This window comes from Citrobacter sp. Cpo221, from assembly GCF_030332345.1.
GTDB classification, from domain to species: Bacteria; Pseudomonadota; Gammaproteobacteria; order Enterobacterales; family Enterobacteriaceae; genus Citrobacter; species Citrobacter portucalensis.
Genome location: NZ_JAOWIA010000010.1, coordinates 12804 through 27507 on the forward strand (window position 1 = coordinate 12804; position 14704 = coordinate 27507).

Sequence of the window (14704 nt, forward strand, 5' to 3'; positions counted from 1 at the left end):
AAACGTCACCTTATTTCCTGATAGGCAGGTAAACCGAGAACTCGGTATGACCCGGCCAACTGGTAAATTCAATTTTGCCAGAATGTTGATCAATCAAATTACGGGCGATAGATAATCCAAGGCCGGTACCACCTTCGCGACCGCTGACCATTGGGTAGAACAGCGTGTCCTGCAAATGCGAGGGAATACCCGGACCGTTATCCTCAACATCAATTCGTGCCGCCAGACGATAACGCATGCCGTGTAGCGTGAGCTGAAACGCGGTGCGGGTACGCAGAATGATCTCGCCGCCTTCCGGTCCCAGCGCCTGCAAAGCATTGCGCACGATGTTCAGCAAAACCTGCTCGATCTGGTCCGGGTCGTGCAGTAACTCAGGCAGACTTGGGTCGTAATCCCGGATTAGCGTGACGTTTTCCGGCAGCTCCATCGAGACCAGCGCCACCACGCGTTCCGCCACTTTGTGAATACTTTCCGTGATGTGCATTCCCGGCTGTTGTGGCCCCAGCAGACGGTCGACCAGATTACGCAGGCGGTCCGCCTGTTCAATAATGACTTTGGTATATTCGGTCAGCGCCGGGTCCGGAAGTGCTTTGCTGAGAAGTTGCGCCGCGCCGCGTAATCCGCCCAGCGGGTTTTTAATTTCATGTGCCAGACCACGCACCAGATCGCGGGCAGCAATCTGCTGGGCGTGCTGGAGCTGTTCCTGACTCAGACGGCGCTGGTTATCCATAGGGGCCATCTCCAGCAAGATAAGGCCATCAGGCAGCCTCTGAGCGGTCACAGAGAGGATATGTGAGTGGCTGTCTATCACCAGCGTCACTTCGTTATCCGTAAAGCCCTGGCCTGCTTCCAGGCTCTCTCGCATCAGTCCGATGTTTAAGGAGAAATAACTCAACAGATCGGGAAGCGGTGTACCAAATAGTTTGCGGGAGCTTTGGGCGAGCAGCTGTTGCGCCGCCGGGTTGGCGTAATGTACAGCCAGCTCATCGTCGACTAGTAAGATGCTGTTGATTAAAGAATTGAGGATCTGCCCAGCATCGGGCAGCGTGCCGGTTGCCATTCAGCAGTCTCCTGAAAAGTGTTGCACCAATTTAGTGCATTATAGCGTTTTACATCAAAAAAGCGCGAAAAAGCAGGTTGTTAGTGGAGAAAAAAGCCCATCCTGGGATGGGCTACAGATGACTGGCAAACATAGATGCCGGATGGCGGTTTTGCCTTATCCGGCCTACAAGGTAATGTTACCCTCCAGGCCTGGTAAGATTGCGCCATCAGGCGTCCTATCATTCGCCATCGATCTCAAGCCTGCCTGAGCAGGCTAAAAGTTCCACGGCAACTCAAACGATTAAACGCTGTAGTACAGCTCAAACTCTACCGGGTGCGGAGTCATACGCACGCGGTCATCTTCTTCGCGACGCAGCGCAATGTACGCATCGATCGCTTCATTGGTGAACACGCCGCCTGCGGTCAGGAACTCGCGGTCCAGATCCAGTTCTTTCAGTGCTTCTTCCAGAGAACCAGCAACCTGTGGGATCTCTTTCGCTTCTTCCGGCGGCAGGTCGTACAGGTTTTTGTCCATTGCTTCGCCCGGGTGGATCTTGTTCTTAATACCGTCAAGACCAGCCATCAGCAGTGCTGCGAAGCACAGGTACGGGTTAGCAGCCGGGTCCGGGAAACGCACTTCGATACGACGAGCTTTCGGAGAAGCAACTACCGGGATACGGATAGACGCAGAACGGTTACGGGCAGAGTAAGCCAGCATGACCGGTGCTTCGTAACCCGGGACCAGACGCTTGTAGGAGTTGGTGGTCGGGTTAGCCAGGGCGTTGATCGCTTTAGCGTGTTTGATTACGCCACCGATGTAGTACAGCGCCTGCTCAGACAGACCCGCATATTTGTCACCGGAGAACAGGTTTACGCCGTTCTTGGACAGGGACATGTGGCAGTGCATGCCGGAACCGTTATCGCCAAACATTGGTTTTGGCATAAAGGTTGCGGTTTTACCGAAACGGTGGGCGACGTTGTGAACGACATATTTGTAGATCTGAATTTCGTCCGCTTTTTTGGTCATGGTGTTAAAGCGGGTCGCGATTTCGTTCTGACCAGCAGTCGCCACTTCGTGGTGATGCGCTTCAACAACCAGGCCCATCTCTTCCATGATCAGACACATGGTAGAACGGATATCCTGAGAAGAATCTACCGGAGGAACCGGGAAGTAACCGCCTTTCACGCCAGGACGATGACCTTTGTTACCACCTTCGTATTTGGTGGAAGAGTTCCATGCGCCTTCGATATCATCGATAGCCACGTGGGAACCGGAAATAGATGCGCCGAAACGGATGTCGTCAAACAGGAAGAACTCTGGCTCTGGCCCGAACAGAACGGTGTCTGCGATGCCGGTAGAACGCAGATATTCTTCAGCACGTTTAGCGATGGAGCGTGGGTCACGGTCGTAGCCCTGCAGCGTACCTGGTTCCAGGATATCGCAACGGATGATCAGGGTAGACTCTTCAAAGAACGGGTCGATGAGAGCAGTAGACGCATCTGGCATCAGAACCATGTCTGATTCGTTAATGCCTTTCCAGCCACCGATTGAGGAGCCGTCAAACATTTTGCCTTCTTCAAAGAATTCGGCATTTACCTGATGAGCAGGAATAGTGACGTGCTGTTCTTTACCTTTGGTATCAGTGAAGCGTAAATCAACAAACTTCACTTCGTGTTCGTTCAGCATCGTCAAAACGTGTTCAGCGGACATACTTACTCTCCCGGATTGGTCATTGTCGTCGTGGTAACGAAGTCTTCAATTCTGCAAAAATTGGCCGTGTCGCCATAAAAAATATAAAGCGAAATCTGTGCCAACTTTTAAATTGCCCCTAAAAGGCGTTATCATGCGCACCATCGTGCAAAGGGGCTGCACCATGAAGGTTGTATTGCACCATTATAGTGCTTTAATGTGAACATTAAGCACCATATTGGTGCAAAGCATGTCAGATTACCCCTTTTAACGCTCCGTGAATGTGATCACAAAGAAACTCTGCAATACTTGTTTGCGGAGGATGTTTGTGATCCTGTTTTGTACTGCGATTAATCCGTGTACAATAACGCGCTATTTCTAAAATGCCTGAGGCAAAGTTGTGATCGAAAATTTGCGTAACATCGCCATCATCGCGCACGTAGACCATGGTAAAACGACCCTGGTAGACAAGCTGCTCCAACAATCCGGTACGTTCGATGCACGTGCTGAAACCCAAGAGCGCGTGATGGACTCCAACGATTTGGAGAAAGAGCGTGGGATTACCATCCTCGCTAAAAACACCGCTATCAAATGGAATGACTACCGTATCAACATCGTTGATACCCCGGGGCACGCCGACTTCGGTGGTGAAGTTGAACGTGTAATGTCCATGGTCGACTCCGTGCTGCTGGTGGTGGATGCAATGGACGGTCCGATGCCGCAGACGCGCTTCGTGACCAAAAAAGCCTTTGCCCATGGCCTGAAGCCAATTGTTGTTATCAACAAAGTTGACCGTCCTGGTGCGCGTCCTGACTGGGTTGTTGATCAGGTATTTGACCTGTTCGTTAACCTCGACGCTACCGACGAGCAGCTGGACTTCCCGATCGTTTACGCTTCTGCGCTGAACGGTATCGCGGGTCTGGATCACGAAGACATGGCTGAAGACATGACTCCGCTGTATCAGACCATCGTTGATCGTGTACCGGCTCCGAGCGTAGACCTTGATGGCCCGCTGCAGATGCAAATCTCTCAGCTGGACTACAACAACTACGTTGGCGTAATCGGTATCGGCCGTATCAAACGCGGTAAAGTTAAACCGAACCAGCAGATCACTATCATTGATAGCGAAGGCAAAACCCGTAACGGTAAAGTCGGTAAAGTTCTGACCCATCTGGGTCTGGAACGTATCGAGAGTGATATTGCCGAAGCAGGCGATATCATCGCGATCACCGGTCTGGGCGAACTGAACATCTCCGACACCATCTGCGACCCGCAGAATGTTGAAGCGCTGCCAGCTCTGTCCGTTGATGAACCGACCGTAACCATGTTCTTCTGCGTAAACACCTCTCCGTTCTGCGGTAAAGAAGGTAAATATGTTACCTCTCGTCAGATCCTTGACCGCCTGAACAAAGAGCTGGTGCACAACGTTGCGCTGCGCGTTGAAGAAACCGAAGATGCGGATGCGTTCCGTGTATCCGGTCGTGGTGAGCTTCACCTGTCTGTTCTGATCGAAAACATGCGTCGTGAAGGTTTCGAAATGGCGGTTTCCCGTCCGAAAGTAATCTTCCGCGAAATCGACGGCCGTAAACAAGAGCCGTTCGAAAACGTAACGCTGGACGTTGAAGAGCAGCATCAGGGTTCTGTGATGCAGGCTTTGGGTGAGCGTAAAGGCGACCTGAAAAACATGAATCCAGATGGCAAAGGCCGCGTACGTCTTGACTACGTGATCCCAAGCCGTGGTCTGATCGGCTTCCGTTCAGAATTCATGACCATGACTTCCGGTACCGGTCTGCTGTACTCCACCTTCAGCCACTACGACGATGTTCGTGCGGGTGATGTGGGTCAGCGTCAGAACGGCGTACTGATCTCCAACGGCCAGGGTAAAGCAGTTGCGTTCGCACTGTTCAGCCTGCAGGACCGCGGTAAGCTGTTCCTGGGTCACGGTGCTGAAGTTTACGAAGGCCAGATCATCGGTATTCACAGCCGCTCTAACGACCTGACTGTAAACTGCCTGACCGGTAAGAAACTGACCAACATGCGTGCGTCCGGTACTGACGAAGCAACGGTTCTGGTTCCGCCGGTTAAGATGACTCTGGAGCAGGCTCTGGAATTCATCGATGACGACGAACTGGTAGAAGTTACCCCAACCTCTATCCGTATCCGTAAGCGTCACCTGACTGAAAACGATCGTCGCCGTGCAATGCGTGGCGCGAAAGAAGAGTAATTAACACTCTTTTTCAGGTAAGCGCAAAAAAGCCGCTGATTATCAGCGGCTTTTTTTATTTCGGAAAGATTAGAAGAAATACTTAGCCCCGACACGAATTTGATTTTGTTCGCGGTGATAAGGTTCTACATTACGATCTAACCAGCGTAGTTCCAGGTAGGGTAACCAGTGTTCATTGATACGATACTTGAAGGTATTCGTAATCTCCCAGTGATGATCTTTTCCGTTACTGCTATTGAAGTCATTCACTCGAATAAAATAGTGCGGCTCAAAGGTATAGGAAAATTTATCGGTGATAGTAAAATTCCAGTAGTTGCCTATTTCATAGGTATCATTATTGTCCTGGTCACCGTTTAGATCGGTTGAGCTGTAGTTATTATGGTTATATCGGTTACGCACGGTAAGATTAAACCATGGGGTAAATTTATAGTTAACATCCAGATAAGCCGCACCACCGGAACCCGCACTCTTATCATTTATCAACCCACCTGGCTGGATAGTTAATTTATCTGTCGGTTTAAATAACGGATACCAGCCCTCTATTTCATTATAGCCGTGTTTTAACTCATCCTTGCGTTGCATGGTGTAGGTGTTGGTGAGCATGATACCCGCGCCCATATCGGAGTTATAGCCAACGCGCATCATCACTTCTATCTGATCGGATGCCAGATTATATGCCTCACGGTTCTCGATATAGGCACCCGCAAAAACAGAAGTAGAAGCAACAGAGGATAAGAGAATTAGTGTTGTTAACTTTTTCATAATAAATCCATTTTTTAAGCGTAGGGAGGCCGCCATCCATTAAGATGGAATAGGCGGCTATTATTTTTATACGTTTACAGCAGAGGTATTATTTTTAGTGGTAACAGGATTCGATAGAGTATTGTTTTTCTTCCGTTGGCTGATTTCCTCAATAATAAAAGCAAAGCGAGTTTCGTTGAGCTTATAAAATAAAACCATTGTGAATGCAGCGATAATGGCCAGCCCACAAGGCCAGAGGAAAATAAGCTGACGCAGACCGAGCAAAGTTGCATTACTTTGGGTTATGTTGGGGATATAACCGATTTGCGTCAGCATGATGCCCGGCAGGAAACCAGCGAGCGCAGCGGAAATTTTGCGCGAAAAGGTATAACCCGTATACACCGAGCCTTCAGCGCGGATCCCCGTTTTCCATTCGCCATAATCGACTGTATCCGGGACCAGCGCCCAGTTCAGGCTGTTAACAAAAGCGGTTCCGAAGAAGGCCATACAGGAGAATGTCACGAACAAAAATGATGTGCTGCCCCAGAAAAAGTTCAGTACATCGCCGATAGCCCATAATGCCAGACCGCCGAGGTAAACCTGCTTTTTACCGAAGCGTTTCACCGCAGCGGGAACCAGCAGCACCCCAACCAGAATGCATCCCATGCTGAAGAACCCCATCCACGACAGCAGATGAATATCATTGAGCACGTACTGGGTGTAGTACACCTGGATTGCCAGCTTGATGTTGAATGCCGCTAGCGTGCATAAGTTGGCGACACACAGCACCAGCAGGGGAGGGTTACGGAAAATGGCACAGAACGATTTGAGAATGCTGGGCTTATGGTGATCCGGCACGATTTCAATGTAGCGTTCCTTCACTCCGCTGAAACACCACCACATGCTGAACAGCCCGCAGACTGAAAAGATCAGTGCGGCGATCAGATAACCCAGCGAGGATGAACTGACAAATAGAGCTTGAATCGGCATAAAGCCAACGGTGCACAGTAACAGACCAACGGTAGCGCCGCCCTGACGCCAGGCGGCGAGCTGAGCGCGTTCATGCGGGTTTTTAGTGATCGCAGGCACCATCGCGCCGTAGGAGCAGTTCATCAGGCTATAGAACAGACCGAATAGCATAAACAATACCGTCGCCAGCCCAGTTTTTACCGTTAGCGTAAAATCTGTCGCCAAAAACTGCGCGCTGGCAACAACTGCGACAGGAAATGACGCATACAAAATAAAAGGTCTGAATTTACCTTTTGCGCCAATATTACGCCTTGAGTCCAGCAATACACCGGTCAACATATCAGTGAAGGCGGTGAAGAACTTCGCCACCAGAAAGATAATCCCACCGTAATACGCCGGCATCCCTAGTTCATCGGTATAAAATTTAAGCAGATACAGTGTGCCGATACACAGCATCAAATTTGAGCCGAAGTCACCCACTCCGTAGGCGAATTTTTCACGCAGGCTCAGTTTTAGCGTTAGCGGATCATGAAAAGACATAATCGCTCCTCAATAGCGCCCCGTAGAGCGCTATTAATTATTATTATCAAACGGGTTGTTTACGCGCTTCTATCTCTTCAACGATGCGGACATACATCTTCTCGTTAAGGTTGTAGAAACAGCCCATAGCCACAATGGTGATCACCGCTAAAGCGCAGGGATAAATAAAGATCAACTGACGCAAACCTTCGACCGTACTTGCTGATTGCACCACGTTGGGAACGTAGCCGATTTGCGTCAGCATCCAGCCGGGGAAGAATCCCGCCAGCGCTTGTGAAACTTTACGAAAGAAGGTGAAACCGGTGTATACCGTGCCTTCAGAGCGTACGCCGGTTCGCCATTCGCCATATTCCACCGTATCGGAGACCAGCGCCCAGTTCAGGCTGTTAACGAATGCTGAGCCGAAGAACGCCAGGCAGGAGAAGGCGACAAAGCTGACGGAACCGCCACCAAAGAAGTAGTTAAGCAAATCCCCCGCGACCCAAATTAGCAAACCGCCAATGTAGACTTTTTTCTTGCCGAAACGTCTAACCATTCCTGGCATCAAGAAGACGCCGATGAAGATACAGCCCATGCTGAAAAAGCCCATCCAGGAAAGGAGAATTGGGTCATTCAGTACGTACTGGGTGTAATAGACCTGAATTGCCAACTTAACGTTAAATGCGCCAAGCGTACAAAGGTTGGCAACGCACAGAATAAACAGAGGGCGGTTACCGGCGATGGCGCGGAAGGATTGCAATAATCCCGGTTTTTGCGCGGCATCCACGGGTTTCACTTCCACGTAGCGTTCTTTTACCCCGGCATAGCACAGCCACATAAACAGCAGGCCAAACAGCGAGAACAACGTGGCGGCGAAGATATAACCCAGCTGTGAATTGCCTTCGATCAAGTTCATTACCGGTACAAAGCCGACTGTACATAGCAACAAACCCAGGGTTGCGCCACCTTGTCGCCAGGCTGCCAGTGAAGCGCGCTCGTCCGGATTTTTCGTAATCGCGGGAACCATTGCACCATAGGAGCAGTTCATCATGCTGAAGAACAGTCCGTACAGCATAAACAGCACCGTTGCCATCACCGTTTTACCGGTTACTTCAAACGGTGTACCGACAAAGTTGGCAATCGCCAGCAACGTAACTGGAAATGCGGCGTAAAGAACGAACGGACGGAATTTCCCTTTCGGGCCGATTTTGCGGCGGGAATCGAGCATAATCCCGGTGCCCATATCGGTAAACGCGGTAAAAAATTTGGCGATAAGGAAAATGATGCCGCCATAAGTTCCTGGTAAACCAAGGACATCGGTATAAAACTTGAGTAAATAGAGGGTACCAATGTCCAACAGGATATTGGAGCCTAAATCACCCATCCCATAGGCGAGTTTTTCTTTGAACGGCAAGCGTAGGGTTGCCGGATTAGAGGAAGTCTGACTCATTATTATTCTCCATGTGCCCGCGAGTTTCCCCGCGGGCGAGCCGTGTTAGATATTGCGTAAGGTGGCAAACAGTGACGCCCATTCACTCTTCGCGCGATAAAACACCGGAGGCTTGCCGATAGGCGCATCTACGGTAATTTCACCGCCCTGGTAAGTTTCCCCAGTCCAGACGTTTACCCAGCTATCCTCTGGCAGATACAGCGTCCAGTTTTGCTGGCCCTGTTCGTGAACCGGCGCGACCAGCAAATCTTGTCCCAGCAGATACTGATATTTCAGGGTATAGGTCCGAGCATCGTCTTCGTAATGCAGGAACAGCGGGCGCATCACCGGCAGACCGGTAGCGCTGTTTTGCGCGACAGCCTGTTTTAGATACGGTTTCAGGGTGGTAAAGACGGTGGTCATACGGGCAAAGTGGGCGATGGTTTCAGCATCACCATCAAACTGCCAGTTATCGCCAGGGCGGTTACCTTCGTGGGTGCGCATCATCGGCGTGAAGGCACTGAAGTCACACCAGCGCAACAGCAGCTCTTTGCTGCGTTTCATGTCAAACAGGGTGGTGTAGCCGCCGATATCGCTGTGGTGCAGACCGTGACCGGTCATCGCCAGCGACAGCGCCGCAGGAACGACGGAAGCCAGACCGTCGTCGAGGCTCCAGTCAACGTTCTGATCGCCTGCCCACATCATGGTGGAGTACTTCTGGCTGCCGGTGTAGCCCGCACGCATAAAGAACAGGATCTCGCCGAGTTTGCCGGTCTCCTGTAACGCTTCGTAGTTGCATTTCGCCCACAGTGCGGGCCAGGCGTTATGCATAATTTCAGCGCTGACGCCGTTGTGCAGATACGTATCGGTTGGCAGATATTCGCCAAAGTCGGCCATCCAACCGCCGCAGCCCAGCTCAATCATGTTCTTTTTGATGACTTCTTTGAACCAGTTGTAGGCTTCGGGGTTGGTCAGATCGACCACACCGCCGTAAAACTCGCCGAACTCAACCAAATAGTCAGCGCCTGAGGCATCTTTCGCCAGATAACCGCGAGCGGCAGCTTCGGCACAGAGATCTTTATCGCTGGCGACGTATGGGTTGATGTAGGAGAGAAACTGCACGCCTTCTTCTTTCCACTGCTTAATACGGTTATCCAACTGCGGATAGTTGTCGCTGTTCCACTTCCAGTTCCACATCACGCGCTTGCCAAAGGAGGTCATGCGGATCCCGGACCAATCCTGCGCCCAGATGCCGTTTACTTTCACGCCTGCGTTACGCATGGTGTCCAGTTTGTTCTGGCAAATCTCAGTACCGCCCTGAATACCGAGCGTGACGCCGTCGTAAATCCAGTCCGGCAGCTCCGGCTGGCGACCTAACAGCGCGGTCAGTTTTTCCAGCAGGGAAATATACGTGTCGGCGCACTCAAAGCACAGGGTGGTTTTGTCTTCCCACAGCGCCAGCTCGTGATACTCCGGTGCGCTGAAGTCGAAATTCATATAGCAACTGTTATCAACGTGGCAGTAGTACTTCTGTGTGCTGACGAAGGTCGGCTGCGGGAAGAAGGTCCAGTAGTAGTCTCCGCCGGCATTTTCTTTGCAGTCAGCCTGCCAGGTGACATAGCTGTTTTTGTTACGGCCCACGCCCTGTTCGCTGGTCCACAGTGGGAAGGGTTTTCCGCGCAAATCGAAGTAAGAGAATTGTTCACCACAGCCGTAAATATGATCGTCCGGGTTGGCTGCCAGACGCAGCCAGATGCGGTTATGGCTGAGATCATCGTTGTGCAGGTCCAGCTTCAGGCGGCCCTGTTCATCGGTAGAGATGTGCAGCGTGGCGTTGATGGTATTACCGCGGCTGAAATGTACCAGCCAGCCATCAGGTGACTCGCTAACCGTGGCGTCGGTCAGAGCAATCTTCTCATTGAGCTTGTCTTTGATGCTGAAGTTGCCGCGAAACATGTCAATGTCTGCAACGCCAGCGCCGATCCATAGACAAGGGGTTTCTGTGCTGTGACGTAAAATCAGGCGCTGGTGGTACGTTAAAGCAAATCCATCAGGTAGTGATGTGAGTTCTAAGGCGGTTGACCGTTGTTGTAGCGAATTCATTATCGTCTCCGTAAAAATAGGGTAATTCGGTAATTTGTCGGAAATCTGTTATTCACTGCCGATTAAAAAATGCATTTGATGTGTTTCTCCGGGCGCGAGATGAATCAGGCTAATTCCGGAGTTAAAGGCGTCTGGCGGGCAGGTCATCGGTTCAACCGCAAGGCCACGCCGTGCTAATTTTTCGCCGGTGTACACCTGTAGCCAGGGCTGGTGGCTGCGTAAAAAAGTGGACATGTTTTGCGATGGACTGGTTATCCTGACTTCCCACTCAGCGTCAGGTGGCATGGTCCTGAACGTATGATCGATAGTGGTCTGCGCAATGCGTCGCTGCGTTGTGAAATCCCGTTCATCGCATGTTTCTTCACTCGCTGGGAGTGTTAATTCACAGTCATCGATAGGGTGCTGATTGCAGGTCAGGTAGGGGTGTGCTCCCGCGCCATAGGGTGCAATTTCGTCACCCACATTCTGTGTCCGAATAATGACGTGCAATCCGCTGTCTGCCTCCAGTCGGTAAATCACCTCTGAAACCAGCGCAAAGGGATAGCCATAAGAGGGCGGAAGAAAAATCGTCAACGACACTTCCGTGTTCGACAGTTGATTAATCTGCCAGTCCCGCCAGGCCAGCAATCCATGGATGGCGGTATGTGAAACAGGGTCGTTAACGGCAAGTTGGAAGGTCTTGCCGTTATGTTGATAGCAGCCATCTGCAACGCGGTTTGGCCAGGGAACCAGCACTTTTCCTAAATGTGCCAGCGGCATCTCTTCCGGCTTATGTGGAATCACAATGTGACGTCCACGGTGCGTCAATTCTGCTAGTCCAGCACCAACCGTGACGATTTTCGCCTGGAAGTTTCCGGCTTGAAGATGAATGGTTTTTCCACCGTTATGCATGGCTGCTCACCTTGTTACTTATTTAGCGTTGATATCCAGCAGACCGGCAGCCACTGCCGGAGCAAGGCCCGGAGCCAGCGGTAGACGCGGGATCACCAGGCAGTGCAGCAGGTGATAAATGTCCTGCTTACCGTCCCAGACTTTGGTCGTCACCTTGTTATCGGTATCCAGTTCCTGCCACCATGAACCGGTCTCGTAGTCCATCAGATATGTGATGCAGTAATCCCACCACTTCTGGTACCAGGCTTCGTACTGGCTGTCGCCGGTGAGGGTATACAAGGCATAGGCGGTACCCATGGCTTCGACTATCGGCCAACGCACTCTTTCGCGAACTATGGGTTTACCATCCCAGTCCACCGAATAGACAAAACCATCTGCACCGTCTGGTGCCCAGGCATCACGGATGGTGGCGTGGAACAAGCCTTTGGCATCTTCCAGCAGCCAGGCGGGAGGCGTTTCGAAGCGGGCTTCCAGTGCGGCATGCAGATGCAGCATCAGGCGACCCCATTCGATCCAGTGGCCCGGCGTGCCGCCGTAAGCGCGGAAACGGTGAGCTGGGTTATCCTTGTTGTAATCGCGGATTGGGTTCCACTGTGAATCGAAGTGTTCGTTAACGCGATACTCCCCGCTGCGGGCTACGTCGTGAATAATCACCGATGCAATTCGCAGTGCGCGATCGAGCCATTTACGGTCATGGGTAACGTCATACACGATCAGGAAAGCCTCGACCGCGTGCATGTTGGCGTTACCGCCGCGGTAATCTTCCGTCTGGCTAAAAGCTTCGTCCCAGGATTCCAGGCACATCTGCTCCTCTTCGCTCCAGAAGTACTTTTCAATCACGTCGATAGCGTCATCCAACAATTGCCTGGCCTGCGGATGACCGGTGGTGACCGCACTTGCCGCACCGAGCAAAACAAAGAAATGCTGATAGCCCTGTTTGGAGGCGTCCATAACGCCTTCGTCATTTACGCAGGCGTACCAACCGCCGTAGCGAGTGTCGCGTAGCGCGCCATTCAGTGCTTTAATGCCATGATCGACTAGCTGATATGCGCCAGGACGACCCATTGACGCGGCAACGGAGTAGACGTGCAGCATGCGGGCGGTGATCCACAGATGTGTCCCCATATCTGCTCTGACCTGACCACTGTTTCCCAGCCAGCCAAATCCGGTGGGTACCGCCGCATTCTTACCAAAGTTAAAGATGCGGTCGGTTTCTTGCTCCAGCCAACGGTTGTGGCTTAGGGTGTTGAACCATTTCATTCTTAGATCCTCTTAGCGCCGGGCCATCATTTCGTCGACGATATCGCCCAGGCGTTGCAATTTAGGTGCGGAAACATCACGCAGCATCAGTTCGGTATCCGGCAGGCCAACAACCGATGACCAGACCGCACGTCCGGCCAGGAAGCCAGATGCGCCTGCGGTCATTGCTACGCTGACTGCTCGCGGGAACAGTTTTTCATCTACACCAGAGGAGAGAATGACCCACGGCATGTTGATGTTTTCATTCAGGCGCAGAGAGGCGCTAAGCAATTCTTGTTGGGTACCTTTGCCGTACAGCGGCATTTCGACCTTGTAGAGATCGGCACCGCTATCACCCAGTTCTTTTGCGGCATCGATAATGGCCTGTTCGCGATCGAACTTATCGCCACGACGCGGTGGGCGAACAACCGGCTCGATGATGCTCAGCAGGCCATTGGAATGGCATAGCTCATTGAATTCTTTCACCATATCAAGACGCTGTTGGGCATCTTCATCGCTACGCCACAGCACCAGCAGTTTGAGAGCCTTAGCACCATCTTGCTTCACGGCCTGCGGGTTGATTTTTTTATCAATCACCACGCTATCGACCGGGATTCCGTTACCCGGAATAAACTCATCAGCGGCCACAATCATGGCGCAGCTTTTGGCGACCGCGTTTTGCTCTACAACCTGGCGGTAGCAGAACTGCTGATCGACCAGAATGGCGGAGGCATAGGGGGACAGGATCTTCGCCGCATTGACTTTGAAATCGGTCAGTACGCTGTCATTGACCGGGGATTTTGCACCTGCTGCGGCAAACATTAAGCGCATGGCTTCGCGCTGATCGACCGCCAGCATGGCAAATCCGCCAGAAGCTCGGGTGATATCTTTCAGGGTGTACTTCGTCATTGCTCAGTCCTTACTTATCTGTGTGTTTATTTAGCCCGGCGGATGCGCGAACCTGTTCAAGAATGGCCGTCCAGTCTTCCCGGCCACGGCCAGCGGCGCGTGCCTGGTTATAGACTTCGCGGGAGGCGGCGCCGAGCGGCATCGGCACATGCAGTTGGTTGGCAACGTCCAGCGCGATGCCAAGATCCTTGTGAGCTAAATCGATCATGAATGCCGGGGAAAGATCGCCTTTCAGCACTTTGTTCGGCCAGGAGGTAGTGAAGTGGCCTTTCCCGGCGGGGGTACCGCTCATAACTTGCAAGGCCACATCAAAGGAGAGGCCAAGTGCCTCGCACAACACGGCTGCTTCGGCAGAAAGAGCGTTCAGTGCGATACTCATGTAGTTGTTGATGAGTTTCACGCGGATCCCCATGCCGGGACCCCCTGCATTGATCAGTTCATTACCCATCGCCATCAGAACCGGTGCGGCGCGTTCTACCTGCTGTGCTGTTCCGCCTGCCAGCAGCAACAGCGTTCCCGCGATAGCGTGATCGGAGGTACGCCCAACCGGGCAATCCATCATGTCGAAGCCTTTGGCACGCATATCGGCGATCAGCTTGTCGGTTTGCAGTGGGTGAATAGTCGACATATCAATCACTAATGCCTGCGGGGAGAGGCTTTCGCAGATACCTTGCTCGCCGAACAGTACGCTACGCACCAGATCGCCATTTGGCAGCATGGTGATGACAAATTCTGCCCCTTTTGCTGCCTGAGCCGGGTTGCTGGCAGGCTGTGCTCCTTTTTCCACCAGGCGCTGAACGGCATCCGGGTTAACGTCAAAGACGCTGAGTTGGTGACCCTGCTTCAGCAAGTTGCTCGCCATGGGTGAACCCATCTGACCTAATCCGATAAATGCTATAACTGCCATAACGTTCTCCTGAGACGTGGATGTCATTTTTTGTCATTTAAG

The 14704-nt window shown here is 52.0% G+C and carries 11 protein-coding genes; 1 reads left to right on the top strand and 10 read right to left on the bottom strand.

What is annotated here, in order from left to right:
• Window positions 1-10 precede the first annotated feature (10 nt).
• Window positions 11-1060, bottom strand: coding sequence for a nitrogen regulation protein NR(II) (glnL, locus tag OGY72_RS00105; protein WP_008786986.1), 1050 nt, complete (start codon window positions 1058-1060; stop codon window positions 11-13).
• 282 nt (window positions 1061-1342) lie between these two features.
• A complete protein-coding gene (glnA, locus tag OGY72_RS00110) occupies window positions 1343-2752 on the bottom strand; it encodes a glutamate--ammonia ligase (protein WP_003825314.1) in 1410 nt (469 codons plus the stop codon).
• Window positions 2753-3131: 379 nt separating this feature from the next.
• Between glnA and typA the strand changes: the two genes are divergently transcribed.
• Complete coding sequence (typA, locus tag OGY72_RS00115; RefSeq protein WP_008786988.1) at window positions 3132-4955, top strand: ribosome-dependent GTPase TypA; 1824 nt, start codon at window positions 3132-3134, stop codon at window positions 4953-4955.
• A gap of 69 nt (window positions 4956-5024) precedes the next feature.
• On the opposite strand, the gene ompL is transcribed toward typA, so the two are convergent.
• The 8 genes from ompL to yihU all read right to left on the bottom strand — a co-directional run bounded on the left by ompL (window position 5025) and on the right by yihU (window position 14662).
• Complete coding sequence (gene ompL / locus OGY72_RS00120; protein ID WP_286545955.1) at window positions 5025-5717, bottom strand: porin OmpL; 693 nt, start codon at window positions 5715-5717, stop codon at window positions 5025-5027.
• A 66-nt stretch (window positions 5718-5783) separates the two neighbouring features.
• On the bottom strand, window positions 5784-7205 hold the full coding sequence (locus OGY72_RS00125; RefSeq protein WP_286545958.1) for an MFS transporter: 1422 nt from the start codon (window positions 7203-7205) through the stop codon (window positions 5784-5786).
• A gap of 46 nt (window positions 7206-7251) precedes the next feature.
• Window positions 7252-8634, bottom strand: a complete 1383-nt coding sequence (locus OGY72_RS00130) for an MFS transporter (protein WP_003825308.1) — start codon at window positions 8632-8634, stop codon at window positions 7252-7254.
• 45 nt (window positions 8635-8679) lie between these two features.
• Complete coding sequence (locus OGY72_RS00135) at window positions 8680-10716, bottom strand: alpha-glucosidase (RefSeq protein ID WP_286545960.1); 2037 nt, start codon at window positions 10714-10716, stop codon at window positions 8680-8682.
• 48 nt (window positions 10717-10764) lie between these two features.
• The gene (locus OGY72_RS00140) at window positions 10765-11607 is read right to left on the bottom strand and encodes an aldose-1-epimerase (RefSeq protein WP_003825305.1); all 843 of its coding nucleotides are present in this window, start codon (window positions 11605-11607) and stop codon (window positions 10765-10767) included.
• Between the two features lie 18 nt (window positions 11608-11625).
• Entirely contained in the window at window positions 11626-12867 is a 1242-nt protein-coding gene (gene yihS / locus OGY72_RS00145; RefSeq protein WP_126957459.1) for a sulfoquinovose isomerase, read from the bottom strand.
• 12 nt (window positions 12868-12879) lie between these two features.
• On the bottom strand, window positions 12880-13755 hold the full coding sequence (yihT, locus tag OGY72_RS00150) for a sulfofructosephosphate aldolase (protein ID WP_003825301.1): 876 nt from the start codon (window positions 13753-13755) through the stop codon (window positions 12880-12882).
• Window positions 13756-13765: 10 nt separating this feature from the next.
• Window positions 13766-14662: a sulfolactaldehyde 3-reductase gene (gene yihU / locus OGY72_RS00155; RefSeq protein WP_048227546.1), complete on the bottom strand. Its 897-nt coding sequence runs from the start codon at window positions 14660-14662 to the stop codon at window positions 13766-13768.
• Window positions 14663-14704: the final 42 nt, after the last annotated feature.

Bases quoted from the DNA above. Each gene is read 5' to 3' on its own strand.
- glnL (WP_008786986.1), bottom strand. From the start codon at position 1,060: ATGGCAACCGGCACGCTGCCCGATGCTGGGCAGATCCTCAATTCTTTA.
- glnA (WP_003825314.1), bottom strand. From the start codon at position 2,752: ATGTCCGCTGAACACGTTTTGACGATGCTGAACGAACACGAAGTGAAG.
- ompL (WP_286545955.1), bottom strand. From the start codon at position 5,717: ATGAAAAAGTTAACAACACTAATTCTCTTATCCTCTGTTGCTTCTACT.
- OGY72_RS00125 (WP_286545958.1), bottom strand. From the start codon at position 7,205: ATGTCTTTTCATGATCCGCTAACGCTAAAACTGAGCCTGCGTGAAAAA.
- OGY72_RS00130 (WP_003825308.1), bottom strand. From the start codon at position 8,634: ATGAGTCAGACTTCCTCTAATCCGGCAACCCTACGCTTGCCGTTCAAA.
- OGY72_RS00135 (WP_286545960.1), bottom strand. From the start codon at position 10,716: ATGAATTCGCTACAACAACGGTCAACCGCCTTAGAACTCACATCACTA.
- OGY72_RS00140 (WP_003825305.1), bottom strand. From the start codon at position 11,607: ATGCATAACGGTGGAAAAACCATTCATCTTCAAGCCGGAAACTTCCAG.
- yihS (WP_126957459.1), bottom strand. From the start codon at position 12,867: ATGAAATGGTTCAACACCCTAAGCCACAACCGTTGGCTGGAGCAAGAA.
- yihT (WP_003825301.1), bottom strand. From the start codon at position 13,755: ATGACGAAGTACACCCTGAAAGATATCACCCGAGCTTCTGGCGGATTT.
- yihU (WP_048227546.1), bottom strand. From the start codon at position 14,662: ATGGCAGTTATAGCATTTATCGGATTAGGTCAGATGGGTTCACCCATG.